The sequence below is a fragment of the Leptospira limi genome, assembly GCF_026151395.1.
Classification (GTDB): domain Bacteria; phylum Spirochaetota; class Leptospiria; order Leptospirales; family Leptospiraceae; genus Leptospira_A; species Leptospira_A limi.
In genome coordinates this window covers 1,583,910-1,605,576 of sequence record NZ_JAMQPV010000001.1, presented here as the reverse complement: position 1 = coordinate 1,605,576, position 21,667 = coordinate 1,583,910, and the positions used below count along the sequence as shown (strand labels likewise).

The window sequence follows — 21,667 nt, the reverse complement described above, 5'->3', positions numbered from 1 at the left end:
ACCACCACCTAACAACATCGTATCGGGAGGGTCGTTCTGGGAAAGGATAGGATTTGATTCCGTTTTCTGTCAACGATCGTTACTCCATCCAAAAGGGACTTCGGATGGAGAAGGATCTTATTTTTCTAAGAGAGGTTTGAGATAAGGATACACTGTGTCTGCAACGAGTTTGTGGCCGGCTTCAGTAGGATGGATTCCATCCTTTTGGTTGAGTTTGCGATTGGTTGCCACTTTTTCTAAGATAAAAGGAACAAGTGGAATGTTTTCTTCTTTTGCAAGTTCAGGATAAATTGAATTAAAAGCGGAGGCATATTTTTTCCCCATATTCGGTGTTGCCATCATACCAACTAACAGAATTTTGGTGTTAGGGTATTGTGATTTTATTTGTTTTACTATGGTTCGTAGGTTTTCTTTTGTGACTGTTGGACTGATGCCACGTAACATATCATTTGCACCTAATTCCAGAACAAAGATGGATGGTTTTTCCGCGAGTACCCATTCCAATCTCCCAAGGCCTCCACTCGTTGTATCACCTGACACACCTGCATTGGTCATTTGGTAGGAATACCCTTCACCATTGATTCGATTTGTAAGTACATGAGGCCAAGCATCTTCATAATTCAGAAGTCCATACCCAGCCGTTAAGGAATCTCCAAAATAAAGAATCCGTTTTGGTTGGTTTTCAGATGGAAAACCTGTTTTCTTTTCTTTCTCTGGATCAGAAGGATTCCCACATTGGAACAGGAAGAGAAGTGATACGATTGTAATGAAGTAAGGCATCACTCATTAGATTGGTCTCAATCTAAGAAAATGCAAACATTTTTAGCTAACAAATTTGAATACCATAACCAATTCCAAAGAAAAAACATTTCGATAGGAAGGAGTATCTCCTAATAAATTTTATCCTCGTCATAGTAGAAGGAAACACCAGGCATGATATAAAATTCTGTAACAGTGTGTTTGATGGATGTTGACATCTCCGAAAATCCAATATAAACACTTCTGGCAGAATAATCACTTCTTGGCACTGATCCCACTGTGTCTCCCAAATAGCTTTCATAGGTCCGTTTGACATCTTGGCGGATCATTCCTATGTCCAAGGAAAAACGACAATATTGGAAAGATGTTTCTAAATTGAGAATGGTTCCTTTGTCTCTGACCCTTCCCCCATACGCAGGGATCACTGCTGTGAGAGAAGAGGAATTATCATTAAATACTTCTTGGATGATTTGAGAACCTAACACAGAAAAATTTCCCTTCCTGTCCAGAAGTTCCAAACGTGCTCGGATCTCCCACCAATCCCTAAGTTTTAATTTTGAATAAATACCTGGTAAAATTCCTTTCATGGAATATTCGGCATTGGCATCACCACCAATCGACCAAGTGGTTTTATTCGGAACGGTTGCTTCAGGTCGACTTGTCGAATAGGAACCATAGGAAATATTGTTTCGTTCCGTATAACGATGGAAGTTGATCGAGGGACCAACCATCAATATTTTGGTGATCGGATGTATGTAGGAAAAACGTAAATTTTGGCTTACTCCTTCAAAACGGAGTAATCGGTTCCCTTCAAAACTACTGGCCCAATAAGAATCTGTCCTTGGGGAAAGAAAATTATTGGAAGCAGGAAGGTTACGGCTGTAAACACCTAACGTAGTATCTTCGGCATATTGGATTTCGTACTTATTTTTGTAACCATACCGAATGTCAAAAAATTGCGAATTAACACCTAAATCCTTTGCAGGTTTATAAGGAATGGCAAGTGGAGCACCAGGTTCTGTGATTTGGCGAAATAAGGAATTTTGGAACCAAGCAGGTCCTGTTTCATTCAGAATCGCTGGAGATAATTTTCCAAATCCAAACCCACTGCGAATCATCAATCTGTGTTCGTAGACTTTGTTAAAAATCTCCATAGGAGTTTGGTTGTCTTCTCTTCGTTCCCAACTCACAAGTGGATTTGTACTAGGTGGTTCGGAACCCGAAGTTGTTTCCGTTTTTGGAGACACATTTGGATTTGTTTTTTCTTGTGTTGTTATTGAATCCTTTTTTGGTTCAACAATTGGGTTTGCCTTACTTGATTCTTCTGCTGTTAGTTGGTTCGTAATAAATACGAGAAAGATAACCAATATTACGGAAAGAACTAGTTCCCGATATTTTTGATTTAAATATTTAGTAAACAATGCGAACTGTCCCTACGTAAATTTCAGTTCTACGATTTTTCTTTTCAGCTAACATCGTATCTACGATCTTATGTAAATCTGCATAACCATCCACCTCCTTAAATCGTTCTTCTGCGATTTTATGGACGAGTTTGAGTTCTTTTTTAACAGATTGTGATCTTTCTTTACTGAGTTTTAAATTCATGGAAAATGCCCCAACACTATCAGTGTGTCCACCAATCCGACAATTGGTTTCTGGATAGGCTTCCATGGCGTCCCCTACTTTTGCGATGAGTTCTTTTGCTTTGGGTGTTAATGTAGACTTTCCTGAAGGGAAAGCAACGTCTCCGTCAATGATGATGAGAAGTTCACGAAGTCTTTTTTCATCGTCTTCGATTCGTTTGAGTTCAACACCTTTGGCAACTAAACTTCCACCTACTTCTTCGAAGGGAGTACCTGTATGCTCAAAATCACTTCGTAATCCCTTGTATAATTTTTCTAGGTAATCAGGAGTTCCTAATTTATCGAGAGAACCAACAGGTAAACTTCCCAAATGTTCACTGGGTTTGGATTCATCAATATGAACACAGCCACAAAATCTTTGAAAGGCCTCTGATTCCATCCACTCTGGTTTGGTAGTCGTCTGGCAGTAAGTAAAGGATAACGAAAGAACTGTGAACAATAATTTTCTAAACATAGAACGAACTGTCCCTATCTTTTGCACCAAGAATAGAAATCAATTGATAATTCTCTTAAGAGATGATTGGAAATTAATTTCAAACTCTTTCCTTCAATTTAACGTATCTTTGACACGTATGCCTAGTAAAAATACGGAATGAATGAATGACACTTACAGATCTTTGCTTCTATAATAGACAATGTTTAACGTAAGTTATTTGTACATTCTTTCTACACTAGAATGAGATTGTCGTTGCCATGAATGGAAAGGCATCCATTTATTGTTTTATAAAAAAGATTGGTTAACGGGAAATTTAGCATGAACTCCACCAAACATCGTCTGGAAACTTCCTTGTCATTATTATTAGTATCACTCCTAGTGAGTTGTAGTGGAGCTGCTTCCGCTGGAGACAATCTTTTATTTGGAATTAGCGAACGTTTTGAACGAACATTCGGGAATCCAATAACTACTTGTTCGTCGGATGTTACCATTTCAACCAAACTTGTTTCCCTTTCGGAAGATGGAGATGTGAACTCTACCTTTAGCACAGTGAATGAAAATGGTTTGGATGATGTGGATACAGATGGTGGGACTTCTTGGGGTTATAAATCCTTCCAAACCTGTATTTATCCCAATGCTCCGTTTAGCGGGAGTTTGGAGATACCTGTTTCTGTAACTTCGAATTATGGAACAAGGATCACATCACTCAAAACCTTCCCTGCTCCCGATGTTGCCATCCCCACCAAACTCACGTTCACTGGCAATGGAGTCACACAAAGACAGTGTTTTACATTCACAGTGGTTCAAGATGCAGTTAGAAGTGCAAAAGTAGATCCAATGACAATTGCCCTTGGAACGATGACTCAAAAAAACGGAAGTGGTGAGGAAATTTCAGGGACCTATACAGGAAAAGATGCATGTGATATTTCTGTTGCGGTAGATGATGATGAAGGCCCTGGTGTTCGTGTGTCTAATATCTCTCGAGTGATGGAAGAACCAGGCCCATCTGCAACGGCAACCAATGGGACCTTCCAAGTGGTTTTACGAACGGCACCCACTGCCAATGTTACCATTCCCATCAATGAAGTGTATGATTCGATCAATGCCAGTAACCGCGAAGGAACAGCGAATCCAAAAACGTTAACTTTCACGACAGGAAATTATAATACTCCACAATCTGTGACCATCACATCCGTTGATGATTTGGAAATTGACGGCATCAAAGTGTATACGGTAGAAGTATCAAATACAAGTAGTTCTGACGCCGATTATAATGGAATCAAACCAAGAAATGTTGTGGTTTACAACCGAGACCAAAGTGTTCCTGGTTACGCCTACCAAAGGTTTGATGCCACAACGGGAACTACTGGTGCATCAGGTGGAGCGATCAATCGTTTTGCCACAGATGAAAGTAATCGTTTTGGAACCAAATACTCACAATTCCAAATCAAACTCCGCACCAAACCGACAAATACGGTCACACTTAATTTTTCTTCCAATTGTGGGAATAAATGTAATATCCTCACACCCACTCTCAGTTTTACAACATCTGATTGGAATGTATACCAAACCTTCCAAGTCGAAGGGAAATCAGACTCAGCAAACACAGGTAATGCGGATTACACGGTATCATTTGTCGCATCTTCAGCTGATGCTACCTACAATACAACCGTGGCTGAACCAACCTTTTCTGTGCGTTCTTGTGATAATGATGGAACCCATCTCCTCCAACCATGTAATTTTTCAGGATCTCCATTGGGAACTTCTGTCAACCGATTGTCTGCTGTGGAAGGTGGGTCTACAAATATTTGGATGATCTCCCAAGCAGCACCAAGTTCAGATATCAGCATTGGCCTCACAAGCTCTGATACAACAGAAGGAACTGTTCCTGGAACTGTCACTGTATCCTCATCTAACTATAATTTTATGGAATCTGGCGGGACAAACCAAATTGTCCTCACACATTTGGATGATGTCCTTGTGGATCTCACCCAAAACTGGACTGTCACAACGGCTTTGTCTACGGGAGGTCTTTCCTATGATCCCATTGATGTTTATGCAGCCACAACTGATGATGAAAAATCTTTTTATATCTCTCATGTGGGAAACACTCGGGAAGGAACTAGCAATACAGCAACGGTATCGGTTTGTTTAGGAGGGAATAACCCAACACAACCGGTTATTCTCAATATCACTTGTAAATCTTATGCAGCGGGAACGGCTGCCTCTGGTGAATGTGGGACTATCACTTCCTCCCCTATCACCTTCCCTGTGAATAGTGAAGTGGAACCTGGCAATGCTTCCGATAGTGGATGTGCCAGTTCTGCTAAAAAACAAACGTTCACTGTTACGGGTATTGATGATACCTATTCAGATGGGAATCAAAATTTTGACATCCAACTCGCCATGGCTGCCAATACAGACACAAACTACCAAAATGCAACTAGTCCAAGTGACCATACGATCACAAACGAAGACGATGAACCAACTGGGAAGGCGATCTTTGTGACCTCATCGAGTTATAATGGGGAAATGACCGCACAAGGTGTGTTTGGTGCTGATGATACCTGCAATAATAACAAACCAGGCGGAGTTCCAGCTGGTACGTATAAAGCACTGATTGTCAGTGATAGCGCAGGAGGAGTTACAAATGACAGAGTTCCCAATGGAACCAACTGGGTGTTAACTGCTGGTTATCATTATTACCGTTGTAATAGTTCAGGGTATACCAATTGTAGTGATGAACACTCTCGTTTGTTCATCGCCAATGGCTCAGCAGGATTTGATCCAACAAGCATCTCTCGGTCTTTTTCAACAGTAGGTGATCAGTACTGGACGGGGATGACAACGAGCCTAACAGCGGCAACACAGGTTGGATTTACACCCGCGTGTACGGGTGATGGATTGACATACCGTCACAACTGTAATGGTTTTACGTATCAAAACTGTCCTTCTACACCAAGTTCTTACTTGTATGGACAAACTTGGACAATGGCATCAAATACAAGTGTCACAAGCCAAGAAGCCATTTGTTCTGCTACGAAGAAATTAATCTGTGTGCAACAGTAATCTTTGTGTTTGCTTCGGGATCAGACAAACAAAAGTTCAGTGAAACAAACAGATTTGAATCAATAACTTGAGGGCTCAAAGCCCTTTTATTTTTTCCTTCAGGGATTTGGCGGCCATCGCAAAACCGCCATCCGCTCCATCCACAAAATGAACTTCATCCGAGGATGCTACTTTTAAGACACAAGTCATAAGTGACCTGTTGGATACAAAAAGTCCATAATGTAATAAACCTTCCGCTTCTAATTTTTGCAAAAAGGATTCTAAAGCTAACCGATGTTTTTTGGTCCCATCAATCACCATTTTGAGAGTGCCATCATATTTGCGAAAATCAGCACTCATCACCTGGTATTCCTTTAATCGATCCAAGGAATAATGCCCCGACTTAAGTGGCAATTTCCATTTGATGGAGATCGCCATTACTGTCCTTTCGATCCAAATTTTGGTTAAGGTAAGAGCGTATTTGAATCCAGAATGTTTACCAGTCCTTGCAACCGCCTCTTTCTTGAGTTCATTACCTGAGCCCAAGTTGATTTGATCAAGGTTTAGTGGATGGTATTCTTTTTCTTCACCATATTCAGACTTGATAAAGTTTAACACTCGTATTACGATCTTCTTACAAACTTCTAAATCAGTATGATTAGGTTTGACAATAAGAGATACAATTTCTCCTCTTTCACTTGGGACATCCTTCCAACGGCATGTAAATCCAGTAAAGTCAGCAGGTAGAATTTTTTCATTTTCACGGACCAAATAAGATTCATCTTTTCCTTCTTTGATCCATTGTTCCGCAAGAGGAAGAGCCGTTCCAAAGAGGGAACATTGAACATAATGATCAGAAGCTTTGAATTTACTTAAAAATAATTCTGTCCCTGCTCGGTACAATTCTTGGACAGGGACAATACCTGCTCTCATGGTCAGTCCAAAGGCAGACTTCACTTGCAAAATGGTATCTGCAATCGCAGAACGAATGGGGAATAATAAATTGATAGGTAATAAAAATGTGACACCATCGCCACCAAATACAAATGGAAAGTCCATATGCCCATAAACATTGGCAACCGCAATGGCAGTAAGTCCACCAGCAGTGTTTACATCTTTGTATCGTCCTTCCTCAATTGCTTTAGTGGAACCAACAATATCTGTGATGAGGACAAACCAATCATCGGGGACCTTTGCGACGGTTGTCTCTTCAAAGATACTTTGGAACTGAGAACTAGGTTTTATGTTTTTATAAAAATCATCCACTACATACTCAGACGACCCAAACCAAAGAGATATGAGAGATTTTTCGTAGTTGTCTTAGAAAAGCGGATCATAAAACGTACAATCATACTCTATGAACCAAGTTCTTCTACGTACCACCTTTTCCCTCTTCCTTTTGTTCGGATTTTTTGGCTCTTCTTATTGTTTTGGTTTTTACCTCACAGAACTTGCAGCAAATGAAAGGAAACGATGGTTGGATGAAAAAGCATGGTCGATCACAAACAACATGACGGAAGAAGAATTGGTAGGCCAAACTATCCACATTGCTATCCCTTCCAAAACTGTAGACCAAATTGCGCTAGATGAAATCAAACAAACGAAACCAGGTGGTATCATCCTCTTTGGTAAAAACTTAGGCAAAAAAGAAGAGATCCTTTCCCTCACTCAAAATCTTCAAATCGCTGCCAAAGAAAACGGCTTACAACCTTTTCTCATCTCAACAGACCAAGAAGGAGGTCGTGTGTTCCGTGTCCAAGATGGAATCACACATTACCCTGGTGCAATGGCTGTGGGACAAACTGGGAAAAAGGAATGGGGAGAAACTGTAGGTTTTGTCACATCCTATGAACTGAGAAGTTTAGGTTTGAATTTTTTATTTGCACCTGTTTTGGACATCAATAACAACCCACTGAATCCAGTCATTAACACTCGTTCGTTTGGATCAGATGTTAATCGAGTTTCGGAAGTTGCCGTTGCGTATGAAAAAGGTGCAAGAGCCGGTGGATGTTTACCAGTGATCAAACATTTTCCAGGTCATGGAGATACTACTGTTGATAGCCATCTCGGACTTCCAATCATCAATAAAAGCCTTGAGGATTTAGAAAAACTGGAACTAGTTCCATTCAAACAATCCATCCTAGGTGGGGCAGAAGCGGTGATGTCTGCTCATATTGTGTATCCAAAAATTGATCCAAATTTTCCAGCTACACTCTCTAAGACGATTCTAACAGATGTTTTACGAAAATCACTCCAGTTTGATGGGATCATCATCACAGACGCAATGGAGATGCATGCCATTTCCAAAAACTATGAAAAAGACAGACCTGGTGTTTTAACAATCCTTGCTGGTGCCAATATCGTTTTACTCACAAGTTGGGGAGAAACTGCCAAAAAATTCAAAGCCCAATTGATGGATGCTTACAAAAAGGGAGAATTCCGCTTTGTAGACAAAGAAGGAAAAGAACATGACATCTTAAAAGAAGCTGTCCAAAAACAAATTCGCAAAAAATTGGAATTAGGTATCTATGATGCAAATTCCATCTTACCAAAAGTATACGAAGAAAACCAAAAACAAAAAGAATTCCTGACGGCTTGGGAAAAAGAAAGAAACGATCGTTACACAACACTCAGTAAGTCACTTTTTTTTGCGAAAGAAATCAATGAAGATTCGATCCGTGCTTACCCAAAAGCGGTGAAAACATCTCAAATTTTACCAGAACAAACTCTTTCCTTCGTTAAAAACCAAAAACTGAAAGAGGTTTTGAAATCAAAAAAAATCCAATCAGTTCCCACCAAATCATTTGGAAGTTATGTGAAACAAAAAACATATACTACATATCTGTTTGATTCCACTTCGGAACCAGAAATTCTATCAGTTGTCAGTCTTGCTAAAAAATTTCCAAACAAACGTTTCCTTGTACTACACGGAGGAACACCCTTCATCCAATTGCCGGAAATGCAAAACGTAGAGTATCTATTATCTTTTTCGTTAACGGTTGGTTCTTGGGAAGCACTTGGAGTGAAACTCACTTCTGGAAAAGAGATTCCAAAAGTGGATTTGATTTTATTAACAAAGGAATTAAAGACACCTTCCAAAGGTGCCTTTCCTGAAAGTTTATAAGCTTAGATTAAGTTAAAACCTCTCTCACACCACCTCGTTTGCGGATTTCTTCATACAAAGACTTCCGCATTGTTTCATCTGCATCTACATAACGTAACAAGTATAAATCAGATTTTTGTTTGGTGGGCATCATCTTAGCGCGAATATGAAAGGTTGGCCCTTTATCAAAACTAAAACTAACTTCCCATAAATCTTGGTGTTTCCAAATTTCCGAAGAAATCCCCGAAGGAAAGGTAAACAAAATACCTCGGTCAGACAATCGTTCCGAAATTGTGATGAATGGTTTTGCTGTTTCTTTGATTTCGAATTTTTTTTCGTTATTCTCTTTTTGGTCTTTGGCAATTCGTTTTAAGACTTCTAATTGTTTATCAATGTTTTCTTCACTGAGTAATAATTTATGTTTATCTAATTCTAAATCCTTTTTTTCTTCAGGAGGTGGCCAAGGTGAAATGGTTATCGACATTTTGTCCATTAACATCAAATGCGATTCCCCTTTTCTTTCAATTTTACCATTAAAGTGAAAAATCACTCCACTATCATTGGTTCTGATCACTTTGCCATCTAACAAATAACCACCACTACTAGGACGGAATACATATAATTTTGCTTCTTTTCCTGGGACCAGTAAGTCTTTCGACAAACCCTTTGTGGATAAAAGTAATTCGTCTGAAGTTTTTTGCATCACATAGGTTAGTTCTTCTCGTCCGTCAGCTTCCAAGGCTGCTACTTCGCCAACGGTTAAATCGTTTAAGGATAAAATTTCTTTTTTGAATTCAACACCAGAACGAAAGAGTTTATCAAAAAGATTCACTTCCTTCTCGGTTGTATTTGCATTGGATTTTAGAAAATAACGATACAATGCATTTTTGAGTTTGTTCCTATTTTCAGGGAGAAGGTAAATTTCGCGTTCATCATCATTCAAATGGTCATAAAAACTATGTAGGATATTGAGTTCCACTTGGTTGCATTTTCTTGCAATGGCGTATCGTTGGAACTCGACCCAGTGGTTTACCATACTTGTTTGTTTGTTTTGTAAGTAGTTCATGACCTTTACGTAAATAAAGGCTGCAACTCCCATGAGAAAAATGTAAAAGATGTAGATTGTATCAAATTTTGGAAAAATCCAAACGACTTGTGCCATAAAATTCATAAATTACTTTTCCTCATATCTCCGTTGTGTCGAATGGAAGCAAGGTGAGCTCTTCCTACTTTAAAATTATCGGCAAAAATCCACTCCATGGGACAATTGTTCCCCAAGGAAATAAAAACGAAGCACTTCCACTCCTAGGAGCTTTACTCTTATGGGAAGGAGACGTGATTTTAGAAAATCTACCCGAAATTGCCGATGTCCAGAAGCTCATGGATGTCCTCCGCCATATTGGTGTGGAAATAACTTCCCTCGATACCAAAGGATCTTACCTCTTTCAGAAAAAAAATCCAGTGAAATCGGATTTACCATATGAACTTTGTTCCCAACTGAGAGGAGCTGTGACACTTGCGGGCCCCATCCTCGCAAGAACTGGGCGTGTCTTTTTGCCAAAACCTGGTGGTGACAAAATTGGTCGCCGTCGTATGGACACCCACCTGCTTGCTTTAGAAGCCCTTGGTGCAAAAATTGAAGTGTTTCCAGATGGTTATATGATCACAGCGGATCGGTTGTTTGGGAAAGACATCCTACTCGATGAGGCGTCGGTGACTGCGACAGAAAATGCAGTGATGGCAGCTGTTTTTGCAGAAGGAACCACGATCATTCGCAATGCGGCTTCCGAACCACATGTACAGGGACTTTGCCGATTTTTACAAGCGGCAGGTGCCAAAATCGAAGGAATCGGTACAAACCACCTAACAATTACAGGTGTGACTTCTCTAACCTCTCCGAATGGTGTTTTAAAACACCGCATTGGGTCGGATTATTTGGAAGTTGGATCCTTCATCAGTTTAGCGGCCGTAACAGGTGGGGAAATCCATATTACCGATGTTAATTTAGAAGACATTCGAATGATCCGAATGGTCTATTCCCGACTTGGGATTGAAGTGCGACCAACAGAAACTGGTATCCTTGTCCCTTCCGACCAAAAAATGGAAATCATACCTGACTACCACGGTGCCACTCCCAAAATTGATGATGCACCTTGGCCAGGGTTCCCGGCTGATATGACATCAGTGGCTTTAGTGACTGCCACACAGTGCAAAGGAACCGTTCTCATCCATGAAAAACTCTTTGAGTCTAGGCTCTTTTTTGTGGACAATATCATTGCAATGGGTGCCCAAATCATCCTTTGTGACCCACATAGAGCCATTGTAATTGGTGCCAACAGATTGTATGGACAACGAGTGGCAAGCCCAGACATTCGAGCGGGTATGGCCATGATCATTGCTGCCCTTTGTGCAGAAGGCCAAAGTGAGATCCATAACATTGTACAAATTGACAGAGGATTTGAGTCAATTGATACAAGGTTACGGTCACTTGGGGCACAAATCGAAAGAATTCCAAGTTAAATGAAACGAAAGGATCTTTTCCGAGAAGGATTTAAATCCGTTTTCCAGTTTACCTTTACGAAAGCGGATGAAATTTCCGAAGCCATCAAAGAAGTTTGGCAGGAAGAAACAGACCAAATCCCTAAAAAAACTTCTAAATCCAATCCAAAACCAATCACTAAGAAAACAAAACAAAAGAGTAAGCCGACTCTTGTTCGGAAACGTAAGACAAAGATGTTCCAAACTCTGTCTTTACCTCCTGGAGCAACAAAAGATTTTTTTTCTCTCTGTACAGGTTGTAACGAATGTATTTTTGCCTGTCCTTATGCCGTCTTATTCCCTGTTACAGCAACAGATTCAGAAAAAACATATCCACATTTTGATCCAAATGCAAAAGCCTGCCACCTTTGTTCTGATTGGCCATGTATCACGGCTTGTCCCGAAAAAGCATTATTACCGTACGAAGTGTCCGAAACGACACCAAAGTTTGGTAAGGCGAAACTTTTAAAAGAATTTTGTATCAATGAAAAAACTGGGGAATCAACCTGTAATGCTTGTTTTGTTACATGCCCTATCGAAAAAACCGTTAAATTTAAAGGGAATTTACCAGTTTTTGCACAATCGAGTTGCACAGGATGTGGGTTATGTGTAGAAACTTGTCCAAGTTTTCCAAAAGCAATTCAGATTAGATTATTCAAAAGCGAATGATCACCTATCAAACGTTTTAGAAAAAAAACTTCGCAAAACATCAAAAAATTGTTATTCGGTAAAAAAAATATCTTGAATTTTTATGAAAGAAGAGAGATACTCTTGTTAGGGCAAGGGATTTCCCTTCGTCAAAAAAAATATAAATTAAATTTAAAGGAAAAAGAAAGCTATGGAACCACAAAAAGTAGGCCCAGGACAAATCGACAAAATCGCGGATGATCTTAAAAAAGACCCAGAGAAGTCGATTGGGAATTACCTTTTCAAAGGATTCAGAATTCAAATCTCCAAGTACAAAGCGTCTGGAGCGGAGAGAGTTCAACAACTTTACAAAAGAAGAAGAGCACAAGGTCTATGCATCGTTTGTGGTACCAAAGTAACTCGTAAAAACCCGGTAACAGGAATTCTTTACAGACTTTGTGACACTCATAGAGCAGAAATCGACCAAAAGAATAAAGAAAAAGCAAAAGCGAAAAAAGGAAAATAAATTCCTTTCCATTCACTTTTCTAACTGAAAGGGGACACTAGGTCCCCTTTTTTGTTTACAGAGACAAATCTTACCGTAGTTTCATTTCCTATGAAAACTCTCCTTCCTTTTCTCCTGCTTTCTGTTTTTGGTTGTTCACAACTCATTTGGCGTGATGCACAATTGCCAGAAGAAATCTCACCTAGTAATGATCCGAATGTAAACCTGGTTTTAACAGTTGCTTACCAAGAGAAAGATTCTTGGAACCCTCTCAATGGAACCACTGACAAACGTGATTACAAAAGTCATATCAAATTAGTAACGAACGGTGTTACAGGTGGAAAAGTGATAAGGGAATGGGATTTACCATCTTGGGCGTTAGGAGATGGAATTTTTTACCATACAAAATCGAACACTTTATTTGTGTTATATGGTAAAAACGACGAATATGGAACCCTTAACCAAACCCTTTCTATATACCCTGAAGTTGGTGGTGCATTTTCGTATCCGGCAACTCCTGAAAGGAAAATCATTTTCCAAATGGCTCCCTCCCCCAGCGGAAATTTAGTGGCTCTCATCACAGCAAGTCCAACCAAAGAAGATGAATTTACAGAATTTGAATTGTCCATCCTGCAAACTGCGGACAAATCAGTGCAGTCCTACCCACTGAGTTTCTGGACCGCATTACCTCTGTATGGGATTCGCTGGGCAGAAGATGGAAACAAATTATACGTTCGGACACCAGATCGCATCCTCGTTTGGACAGGCACAGAACTGACGGAAACAAAAACCTTCCCTGATTGTTTTACGATCCCAACCAATTTTGGCAAATGGGCATACGAATCGGCAAGCCTTGCGGAAGGTGGGAATGTCAAACTCGGAAAAAAACTGCCCGCCCCCAAACTGATCTCGAATATGGACCAAATCAAACTCTGTCGATAAAGTTCAGAAGGGAATCTCGGGGTCTCAATTCGCTTGATTTAATTATGTCTCATGATTGGATGAGTGAAAAGACCCCATGATCGAAAAAAAATTCACAGAACAAATCGATGCCATTTCGAAGTACCTGAATGTCGTCGAAAAAATCGAACCCATTCGCAAAAGTGGGGTCGTTGTTTCTGTTGTGGGGAACGTGATCTATTCCCAAGGTCCACCCGATTCCAAAGTCGGTGAAATTTTGGAAGTCGAACGTGGCTCTGACAAAGGATATTTAGCATGTGTCCTTGTTGGATTTAAAGATCATCTTTACACCTTAATGCCATTAGGTGACACTCAAGAAATTTTCCCTCATGCTTTTGTATTTTCTTCAGGTAGACAAATCACTTTAAATGCAGGTCCAGAACTTTTAGGACGGGTGTTAAATGGTCTTGGGAAACCAATTGATAACAAAGGGATTCTAATTACAAAAGAAGAAAGAGCATCCGAACCAAGATTTTTAAACCCACTGGATCGTCCTCCCATTACAGATATTTTAGAAACAGGTGTTCGTGCCATTGATGGAATGTTAACTGTTGGGCGTGGACAACGGATTGGAATTTTTTCAGGTTCTGGAGTTGGTAAATCTAGTTTACTGGGAATGATTGCCCGTTATACGAACGCAGATGTAAACGTGGTTGCTCTCATTGGAGAAAGGGGCCGCGAGGTAAATGAATTTTTACACGTAGAACTTGGGAAAGAAGCATTGGCAAGATCAGTTGTTTTTGTTGCGACTTCTGATTCTTCCAAAATGGAACAAGTAAGTTGTGCAAACCTCGCTTGTTCGGCAGCAGAATACTTCCGCGAAAAAGGAATGTCTGTTAATTTGTACATGGATTCACTTACACGGTATGCAGAAGCATTAAGAGAATTATCCATAGGTGAACCTGTCGTCACAAAAGGATATGCATCAAGTGTATTTACCAAAATGGCAAAACTTGTCGAACGGGCTGGAACATCACATAACGGCGGTTCCATTACCGGATTTTATACGGTATTAACAGATGCAGAAGATGATATGGATGATATTGTGGCAGACAAGGTGCGAGGATTTATCGACGGGCATATAGTCTTAACGAGAAAACTTGCAGAACAAAGCCATTACCCTGCTATCGATGTTCCCTCTTCCCTTTCTCGATTGATGCAAAAAATTGTGAATGAAGATCACTATATGCGTGCATCCATTGTACGAGAGTTAATTTCCAAATATAAAAATTCAGAAGATATTATTTTACTCAATGCCTATGTGCGTGGTGCTGATGAAAAAATTGACATGGCAATTGATAAAAAATCGCAAATTGATGACTATTTAAGACAACGAATTGAAGAAAAATCCTCTTACAACGAAGCGATCAAAAAACTGGAACTTATCTTACAATCATCATCTCGCAATGACGATGAGTTTTAATCCATTTAGATAGACTTAACTCACTCAATCTCTAAAATCACAAGGGTCACGTCATCATCTGGAGTTCTATTTCCAGTAAACTCTTTGATTTTTTCGAGTAACAACCGTTTTGATTCTGTGACTGGATAACCACTATAACGGTGCGACATCATTTCCCAATTTTCTTGGCCAATCATTTCTTTTTGTGCATTGGTTGCTTCTGTAATTCCATCTGTATACAATACAATTCGATCACCTGATTGGATTTGGATGTGGTCTTCTTGAATATCAAGTTCCGGAATCCAACCAATTAGTTTTCCTTGTGGCATACTGAGTTTGGCTTTATTTTCTCCTTTTCGGTTGAGGATAAGAGGAGGGTGTCCACAACGAGCATGGATCATTTGTTTGGTTTCTAAATTGATATAGATATAAGATGCAGTCACAAATGCACCCTTCATCTTACCAAGGAGAGTTGCATTGATTTGATTCAAAAGTTGGGAAGGTTCTTTCGCAAGTCGTACTTGTGTGGAAAATGCAATTTTTAACATCGCTGATACAAGAGCAGCTGGGATTCCATGCCCGGATACGTCCGCGATGAGAACTCCTAGTTCTGTTTCAGAGATCGCATGGAAATCAAAAAAATCTCCTCCAATGCTATCCATTGGTTCATAATAAAATTCTGTTTTGATTCCGACTACATTTGGTGCTTCTTCAGGTAAAATGGAATACTGAAGTTTTCGTGCTAAACCCAATTCGTTTTGGATGGCGATGAATTTGTTTTGTTCTTCTACTGCTTTTTTTAAGGTAATCAGGTTTTTAGCACGAGAAATCAATTCACGTTTGTCAAAAGGTTTAGCCAGATAATCATTCCCACCTGCTTCCAAAGCAGCGATAATGTCCGCAATTTGGTTTTTTGCAGTTAAAAACAATATGGGTAATTGGTATAAAGAATATGATTCTCGTAAAACAGCACAAACATCATATCCACTCATCCCTGGCATCATAATATCAAGGACCATAAGTTCAAATGGTCCTTCGTCTCTCACAAGACGAATTGCATCCACACCATTCGCAGCTTCACTTACATCACACCCAATCAGAGTTAAATGATTTTTTAGCACCTGACGATTGATAGGTTCATCATCCACAACGATGACTTTTAATTTTTCACCTTCAAATTCTTCTTCTGTGTCTTCAATGGGTTCAAAGTCAAAATTGTCTCCACCAAACCACATCTCTGTTTTTTTCATTGGAGGTTTTTCGATTGGGATCTCACCTTCTCTTGCTAATGGTAAAGAAAAAGAAAATACAGAACCCTCAGAAGGAACGGATTCTACCCAAATATTTCCTCCATGGAGTTCGACCAACCGTTTTGAAATGGCGAGCCCAAGTCCAGTCCCGCCAAACTTACGTGTTGTGGAAGAATCCACTTGTTCAAAGGAACGAAAGATATCAGAAAACTTATCTTTCGGAATTCCGATCCCAGTGTCTCGGATGGAAATCACTGCCATTTTATCGACAATTTCACAAGAAACTTCAATCCTACCTTTTTCCGTGAACTTGATTGCATTCCCGATAATATTGAACAAAATTTGTTGGAGTCTTGCTTCATCACCAAGAATCGGTGGGAAATCAATAGGAACATTATTCCGAACGGTAAGATTTTTTGTTACATATAAAGGCCTTGAGATCACAAGAACAAAATCACAAATTTGGTGTAGGTCAATTGCCTTCAGGTCCAAATCCAAATCACGATTTTTCATTTTGGAAAAATCTAAAATGTCATCAACTAAAGAAGAAAGCCTTTTCCCAGAACTGACGATCATTCCTAAGTTTTGTCTTTGTTCTTGGTTAAGTTTCCCACCGATTCCATCAAACATAGATTCGGCGATACCGATAATTCCATTTAATGGTGTTTTTAATTCATGGGAAGTATTTGCCAGAAATTCATCCTTTAGTTTATCTAAAGCCAATAATCGTTTGGATAAAGTTTCCACTTCTGAAAATGCACGACTAAAACGTCTAGAAAGTGTAAGAGATTGAACTAGGATAAAAACAAAAATCCCAATCGGAATTGCTTCCACTGAATAAAAAATTTGGTTTGCGTTTAACAAATCTACAAGTGCTGCAATTGCAACTGTGCAGATTCCTACTAAAAACAAAAAACCACTTTCTTTTTTGTGGATGGCTGCCCGGAACACCCCTTGTAGAATCATGAGAATCCCAAACAAAAAGACAATTTGGTAATAACTGTTTAGTTCAGTATAAACTTGTGTTGGTAAAACAACCAAAAATAAAATGAATAATAAGGTAGGGAATAGAAGTAACCTGTGCATCCATTTCGGATAATAATCAGGATAAAACTCACGAAAAAATGCAAAGAACAAATAAGGTGAGATATAAAACGTAAAGTATTCAATTCTTAAACAAATATTCCAACTTAAAATTGGGGCAAGTTCATTGAAGACAAATCTTTCACCAGTGAATAAAGTGCGAAGAGCTAAGAGTAATGCAGCAAATCCAAATAATAAATTCCCTTTGTCTGTGCGCCGAAAGTAAAACAATCCAAAATGATACAATGCAATGATAAAAACAGATCCAGCCAAAAACAGGGAAGAGGCAAGATCGGTTTCACTTTCCCTGTATAATTGGTTCCACTCACCAATGTAAGGTGGTTCCCACATCCCACCTTTAGCATGATGGAAATTAGATATTTCGATGAGTAATTCGTTTGGGCCATCTTTCCATGGTAAAGGATACAATTGGAATTGGTAAGAAGGGTCTGACTGTTCTCGTGTTTTTGCTACAACACCGGATGAACCAAGTTGTTTGCCGTTCCAAAACACACGTGAGGCAGTCGCCACATCCAAAATTTTGATTCCAAACACTTCCTCATTTGCCAAATAACTTGGTTTATGTAATACAAGTCGGTAAGTTCCATACCCTTCCCCTGAGCCGAGGACAGAGTTCCAAATCCCAGGGACTGTTAACATTTGGAAAGGAAGATCCCGAGTTTCCACTTCCGATAAAAACACTCTGGGGTAAAACTCCCAATCCCCTTCTAAATGGATCGGATTTCCACCACTGGATTCCACTGAATCACCGAGTGAGGTGGCAAAAGCAGGAGAAAAGGAACCTAAAAACTGGCTCCAAACAAACAATAGGAGATGTAAGTATTTATGGGACAATACTCCAAGTTTTACGTATTTTTTTAAAAATACGAGTAAAAAAGAGTACAAAAATTATTTAGAACCGAAGAAATAGACAGCTGTGAAACGATTTCGCTTCAGTCTGGAGACGGTTTTAAAACTTCGAGGCTTAAAAGAAGAGGAAGAAATCCGCCGTTTGTCAGTGGTTGTATCCAAACTCAATTCCCTGATTTCCGAAAAGGAAAACAATGAAAAAGAAATCGAATCGTCCTACGAAGCCATTTTATCTTCTGCAAAAGTAGGGACAAGATTATCTGACTATTTATCCATTGAACAATACATCAAAGGCCTCATCCGTCGGAACGAAGAATTAGATCATAGGATTTCAAACCAAACCGATGAAGTGAATTTGGTACGTAAAGATGTGATGGTTGCCAGGATGAATAAAAAAGTCATCGAGGTCTTAAAGGACAAACGATTCCTCGAATGGAAAAAAAAGCGAAACCGAATGGAACGAAGGGAAGTGGAAGAATTCAATTTCCACCTAAACAAACAGTCGTTATTTGATTCGTTTGAAAGTTTTGGACCAAAGGCTTCCAAAAAAATTCCAAGAACTTTCAAAATTTTAAACAGGGAAGATGGCGGAGACGAACTCGCATCTGACTTTAAAACTCTCCGCGATTTTTATGAAAAATATTACTTAGGACAAGGCAAATCATAATGGCAAGTGTAACTGACAGCACAAGATCCTTCTTTTTAATTGTTTTGATTTTTTTTCTAATAGCGATTGGTTTTTTTGTTTTTGACTACTTCCAAGTCATTAATGCAGAGGACTACCTTCCTTTCTTAAAAAAACAAGCGGGCCTTGTGAACCAAGACCTACTCTCTCCCACTGAGCTCGAAAAGTTGGAAATGGAAAAAGCAAAAGAAAGACTGATTGCTGACCGAGAAGAACTCGAACAAATGAAACGAGAGTTAGAGGAAAAATCTTCATCACTCAGTGCTGACAAAGAACGATTGGAAGAACTCAAAGAAGGGATCCAACGGAAAGAAAAAGAAATAGCGGAAAAAGCAAGAAAAGACAATGCTCGTGCCGAAAAAGTAAAAGTCCTCGCAAACAAAGTTGCGAACATGCCTCCCGAATCAGCAAGAGATATGCTCCTCAATTGGCCTGACTATGATATCATTGAAGTATTCGAACAAATGGACAAGGATGCAGAAGAAGATGGAAGGCAAACCATCACAACCTATCTACTCACTTTATTCCCTGCGGAAAGACGTTCCGTCATTTCGAATAAATGGCTCGATGCGGGTGCTAAAAATGTTCCCAATTACGGCAAAAGTATTGATGAGGAAAACGACGAACCTTAAATCACAATTAAGTTAACTTTTTAGTTCGCGTAATTTTACTTAGAGTTAAGTTTTTGTACCACAAAGAATTGCCTTCACTTCAGTGATGGCATCTTCTAATTTATCATTCACAACCACATAATCAAAGCTAGGTGCTTCATCTAGTTCATGAATTCCATTTTCAATCCGTTTTTCGATACTTGTTTTAGAATCAGTCCCTCTACGGATGAGGCGTTCAATCCAAATCTCACGGCTTGGTGGTTCGATGAAAATGGTTACGGATTCAGGCCTTAGTTCCTTTACCGATTTGGCACCTTGGACATCTAAATCGAGAAGTGCCACACGATGTTCCTTGATAGCCTCTAAGATAGGAGCTTTTGGAGTTCCATAATAATTGCCATGGACTTCCGCCCATTCATAAAACTCACCAGCAGCAATTCTTTTTTGGAACTCAGGGATGGTTAGAAAATAATAAGTTTTCCCTTCTTCATCCCCAGGCCGTGGGTCCCGTGTCGTACAGGAAATGGAAAAATAAAACTCTGGGTTTTCTTTGAGAAGGGCTTGGATGATGGTCGATTTTCCTCCACCAGCAACAGAAGAGATGATGTAAAGATTCGGAATTGCTTTCAATCTTCTGACTCCTCTTCCCCTTCTCCAATGTGATTATCACCGGTTTCCAAACGTTTGGATAAACTTTCAGGGCGAATGGCTGATAACAGAATATGGCCTGAGTCAAGGACTAACACAGACCTAGTTTTCCGTCCACAGGTAGCGTCAATGAGACGGTTCTCCGATTTTGCTTCGGTTCGGAGTCGTTTTGCCCCAGCTGAATCTGCCAACAAAATGGTCAGAATCTTGGAAACAAAAACAACGTTAGAGAATCCTACATTGAGAACCGGAAACGAAGACATGGAAACATATTTTTAGATTCTTCTTGATCGATCAAGTCGAATCGTTTCAATCAAATGAATTTCATGGATACCAATGTTCATCGCCTCTGAGATTTCGTCGTGTTTGTATCCCTTTTTGATGAGATGAACCACTTTATCTATCTTCGTTGCAGATGTTGGTAGCTCTTCCAAAGCAGACTCAATGGAAAATTCCACCTTGTCTAAATTCATCCTTTGGTAAGAAGCAAATGCTGGATCATTCGCCTTGGAAACTTCATTTAAGAATTCTCTTTTTTTCTGACCTTCAATGGATTCATTGCGAATGGCTTCCGTTGGTTTTTCTTCTGTGAAAGGATTTCCACCGACCGTATAATTCATCTTAGGTTGGAAGGTCGGAACTTCTAAATTTTCCATTGCTTCTTTTGATGGTTCACTCAAAGGTTCCATCCCAAACATTCCTTTTACGGCCTTTCCCAGTTTTCCAAATGCTTGGTTCACTGCCCCTTCTGTTGTTTCTGCATCATCGATTGTAACAGGGATTTGGTTTGCTTGGTAAATTTTACCAATACCAGTCCTTTGTTCTTTCGTATCAAGGATCGGTTCTTCAGATTCAGCTGGAGTTGGCACTAACTCTGATTTCATAGAAAGACCTTGGTTCTGGTAATGTTTGAATTCTTTTACCAAGGCCTCACCCTTTTCCATCATTGTCCGAAGTGCTACCATCTTTGATTCAATGATACTCACAGTAGCATCTAACTCGCGTATGGTTTCCGCGGTGGCCATATCAATAGCTCGGTTTAATTTTTTATCGTAGTATTCACTGACAGCTTTTTGGACTTTTGCTGAGATGAAAACATACATCATCCCACAGAATAATAAATTAACAAGTACGAGAGAAAAAAGCTCCATATGTTTCTCCTAAAGAACATTTCCAACAACATTCCGTAGAAAAAATTATGCTTTTGAATCGAAACGAGATCCACGTTCCAAGTTAGGACGATCATAAATGATCCCTTCTTTGGAATAAGCAAATACCGAATTTTCTTTATCTTGTTTCGGTTTTGCTGCCGAACCTTGGTATCCTGATTTCGCATCAGGGACCGTTTGTGCTCGGTTTTGTGTTTGGATCACCACCTTTTGCAATTCCACCACTTGGTTTTGGTGGGTGAAGGGATTTTCAGCCTGAGCCCTACGTGCAAAATCGTAGTGGTGGGCGATACTGGCAAAATTTTCGTTGAGTATCATCTGGCGTCCTTC

At 39.6% G+C, this 21,667-nt stretch carries 19 protein-coding genes; 9 read left to right on the top strand and 10 right to left on the bottom strand.

Going from position 1 to position 21,667, the window contains the following annotated elements; translation table 11 throughout:
• Positions 1–117: 117 nt before the first annotated feature.
• From ND812_RS07430 to ND812_RS07420, 3 genes are all read right to left on the bottom strand, one after another.
• On the bottom strand, positions 118–780 hold the full coding sequence (locus tag ND812_RS07430) for an arylesterase (RefSeq protein ID WP_265374929.1): 663 nt from the start codon (positions 778–780) through the stop codon (positions 118–120).
• A 110-nt stretch (positions 781–890) separates the two neighbouring features.
• Positions 891–2,180 carry a hypothetical protein gene (locus tag ND812_RS07425; RefSeq protein ID WP_407658479.1) on the bottom strand — a complete coding sequence of 430 codons (1,290 nt, stop codon included), beginning with the start codon at positions 2,178–2,180 and terminating at the stop codon, positions 891–893.
• Positions 2,170–2,856 carry an OmpA family protein gene (locus ND812_RS07420; RefSeq protein WP_265374928.1) on the bottom strand — a complete coding sequence of 229 codons (687 nt, stop codon included), beginning with the start codon at positions 2,854–2,856 and terminating at the stop codon, positions 2,170–2,172. The genes ND812_RS07425 and ND812_RS07420 overlap by 11 nt, the downstream gene beginning before the upstream one ends.
• A 300-nt stretch (positions 2,857–3,156) precedes the next feature.
• On the opposite strand from ND812_RS07420, the gene ND812_RS07415 reads away from it, so the two are divergent.
• Positions 3,157–5,907, top strand: coding sequence for a hypothetical protein (locus ND812_RS07415; protein WP_265374927.1), 2,751 nt, complete (start codon positions 3,157–3,159; stop codon positions 5,905–5,907).
• A 75-nt stretch (positions 5,908–5,982) separates the two neighbouring features.
• Here the strand turns inward: ND812_RS07415 and ND812_RS07410 are convergent, their stop codons facing one another.
• Complete coding sequence (locus tag ND812_RS07410) at positions 5,983–7,152, bottom strand: DUF3095 domain-containing protein (RefSeq protein WP_265374926.1); 1,170 nt, start codon at positions 7,150–7,152, stop codon at positions 5,983–5,985.
• A 91-nt stretch (positions 7,153–7,243) separates the two neighbouring features.
• Here ND812_RS07410 and ND812_RS07405 point away from each other — a divergent pair, with 91 nt between their 5' ends.
• Positions 7,244–9,010, top strand: a complete 1,767-nt coding sequence (locus ND812_RS07405) for a glycoside hydrolase family 3 protein (RefSeq protein WP_265374925.1) — start codon at positions 7,244–7,246, stop codon at positions 9,008–9,010.
• 7 nt (positions 9,011–9,017) lie between these two features.
• On the opposite strand, the gene ND812_RS07400 is transcribed toward ND812_RS07405, so the two are convergent.
• Positions 9,018–10,160 carry a hypothetical protein gene (locus tag ND812_RS07400; protein ID WP_265374924.1) on the bottom strand — a complete coding sequence of 381 codons (1,143 nt, stop codon included), beginning with the start codon at positions 10,158–10,160 and terminating at the stop codon, positions 9,018–9,020.
• Positions 10,161–10,204: 44 nt separating this feature from the next.
• Here ND812_RS07400 and murA point away from each other — a divergent pair, with 44 nt between their 5' ends.
• The 5 genes from murA to ND812_RS07375 all read left to right on the top strand — a co-directional run bounded on the left by murA (position 10,205) and on the right by ND812_RS07375 (position 15,042).
• Positions 10,205–11,509: a UDP-N-acetylglucosamine 1-carboxyvinyltransferase gene (murA, locus tag ND812_RS07395; protein ID WP_265374923.1), complete on the top strand. Its 1,305-nt coding sequence runs from the start codon at positions 10,205–10,207 to the stop codon at positions 11,507–11,509.
• Positions 11,510–12,196 carry a 4Fe-4S dicluster domain-containing protein gene (locus ND812_RS07390; protein WP_265374922.1) on the top strand — a complete coding sequence of 229 codons (687 nt, stop codon included), beginning with the start codon at positions 11,510–11,512 and terminating at the stop codon, positions 12,194–12,196.
• Positions 12,197–12,365: 169 nt separating this feature from the next.
• Positions 12,366–12,680, top strand: a complete 315-nt coding sequence (locus ND812_RS07385) for an LIC10235 family protein (RefSeq protein ID WP_015678495.1) — start codon at positions 12,366–12,368, stop codon at positions 12,678–12,680.
• 90 nt (positions 12,681–12,770) lie between these two features.
• The gene (locus tag ND812_RS07380) at positions 12,771–13,601 is read left to right on the top strand and encodes a hypothetical protein (protein WP_265374921.1); all 831 of its coding nucleotides are present in this window, start codon (positions 12,771–12,773) and stop codon (positions 13,599–13,601) included.
• 76 nt (positions 13,602–13,677) lie between these two features.
• Positions 13,678–15,042, top strand: coding sequence for a FliI/YscN family ATPase (locus ND812_RS07375; RefSeq protein ID WP_100716401.1), 1,365 nt, complete (start codon positions 13,678–13,680; stop codon positions 15,040–15,042).
• A 20-nt stretch (positions 15,043–15,062) separates the two neighbouring features.
• Here ND812_RS07375 and ND812_RS07370 read toward each other — a convergent pair whose 3' ends face one another.
• The gene (locus ND812_RS07370) at positions 15,063–18,260 is read right to left on the bottom strand and encodes a SpoIIE family protein phosphatase (protein ID WP_265374920.1); all 3,198 of its coding nucleotides are present in this window, start codon (positions 18,258–18,260) and stop codon (positions 15,063–15,065) included.
• A gap of 31 nt (positions 18,261–18,291) precedes the next feature.
• Between ND812_RS07370 and fliJ the strand changes: the two genes are divergently transcribed.
• A complete protein-coding gene (gene fliJ / locus ND812_RS07365; RefSeq protein ID WP_265374919.1) occupies positions 18,292–18,891 on the top strand; it encodes a flagellar export protein FliJ in 600 nt (199 codons plus the stop codon).
• Positions 18,891–19,541: a periplasmic-type flagellar collar protein FlbB gene (locus tag ND812_RS07360; protein WP_265374918.1), complete on the top strand. Its 651-nt coding sequence runs from the start codon at positions 18,891–18,893 to the stop codon at positions 19,539–19,541. The genes fliJ and ND812_RS07360 overlap by 1 nt, the downstream gene beginning before the upstream one ends.
• Positions 19,542–19,586: 45 nt before the next feature.
• Here ND812_RS07360 and ND812_RS07355 read toward each other — a convergent pair whose 3' ends face one another.
• From ND812_RS07355 to ND812_RS07340, 4 genes are read right to left on the bottom strand one after another with little or no spacing between them, the layout of a single operon-like run.
• Entirely contained in the window at positions 19,587–20,150 is a 564-nt protein-coding gene (locus ND812_RS07355) for a guanylate kinase (protein WP_265374917.1), read from the bottom strand.
• Positions 20,147–20,431, bottom strand: coding sequence for a DUF370 domain-containing protein (locus tag ND812_RS07350; protein WP_100716396.1), 285 nt, complete (start codon positions 20,429–20,431; stop codon positions 20,147–20,149). Before ND812_RS07350 ends, ND812_RS07355 begins: the two co-directional genes overlap by 4 nt.
• A 12-nt stretch (positions 20,432–20,443) precedes the next feature.
• Positions 20,444–21,319 (bottom strand): hypothetical protein, encoded by an 876-nt coding sequence (locus ND812_RS07345; RefSeq protein WP_265374916.1) that lies wholly within the window; start codon positions 21,317–21,319, stop codon positions 20,444–20,446.
• Between the two features lie 45 nt (positions 21,320–21,364).
• Positions 21,365–21,655: a hypothetical protein gene (locus ND812_RS07340; protein ID WP_108959634.1), complete on the bottom strand. Its 291-nt coding sequence runs from the start codon at positions 21,653–21,655 to the stop codon at positions 21,365–21,367.
• Positions 21,656–21,667: the final 12 nt, after the last annotated feature.

Excerpts from the sequence above, each read along its gene's own strand:
- ND812_RS07375 (WP_100716401.1), top strand. The coding sequence starts at position 13,678 with ATGATCGAAAAAAAATTCACAGAACAAATCGATGCCATTTCGAAGTAC.
- ND812_RS07340 (WP_108959634.1), bottom strand. The coding sequence starts at position 21,655 with ATGATACTCAACGAAAATTTTGCCAGTATCGCCCACCACTACGATTTT.
- ND812_RS07405 (WP_265374925.1), top strand. The coding sequence starts at position 7,244 with ATGAACCAAGTTCTTCTACGTACCACCTTTTCCCTCTTCCTTTTGTTC.
- ND812_RS07400 (WP_265374924.1), bottom strand. The coding sequence starts at position 10,160 with ATGAATTTTATGGCACAAGTCGTTTGGATTTTTCCAAAATTTGATACA.
- ND812_RS07385 (WP_015678495.1), top strand. The coding sequence starts at position 12,366 with ATGGAACCACAAAAAGTAGGCCCAGGACAAATCGACAAAATCGCGGAT.
- ND812_RS07390 (WP_265374922.1), top strand. The coding sequence starts at position 11,510 with ATGAAACGAAAGGATCTTTTCCGAGAAGGATTTAAATCCGTTTTCCAG.
- ND812_RS07350 (WP_100716396.1), bottom strand. The coding sequence starts at position 20,431 with ATGTCTTCGTTTCCGGTTCTCAATGTAGGATTCTCTAACGTTGTTTTT.
- ND812_RS07345 (WP_265374916.1), bottom strand. The coding sequence starts at position 21,319 with ATGGAGCTTTTTTCTCTCGTACTTGTTAATTTATTATTCTGTGGGATG.
- ND812_RS07360 (WP_265374918.1), top strand. The coding sequence starts at position 18,891 with ATGGCAAGTGTAACTGACAGCACAAGATCCTTCTTTTTAATTGTTTTG.
- ND812_RS07420 (WP_265374928.1), bottom strand. The coding sequence starts at position 2,856 with ATGTTTAGAAAATTATTGTTCACAGTTCTTTCGTTATCCTTTACTTAC.
- ND812_RS07380 (WP_265374921.1), top strand. The coding sequence starts at position 12,771 with ATGAAAACTCTCCTTCCTTTTCTCCTGCTTTCTGTTTTTGGTTGTTCA.
- ND812_RS07415 (WP_265374927.1), top strand. The coding sequence starts at position 3,157 with ATGAACTCCACCAAACATCGTCTGGAAACTTCCTTGTCATTATTATTA.
- ND812_RS07430 (WP_265374929.1), bottom strand. The coding sequence starts at position 780 with ATGCCTTACTTCATTACAATCGTATCACTTCTCTTCCTGTTCCAATGT.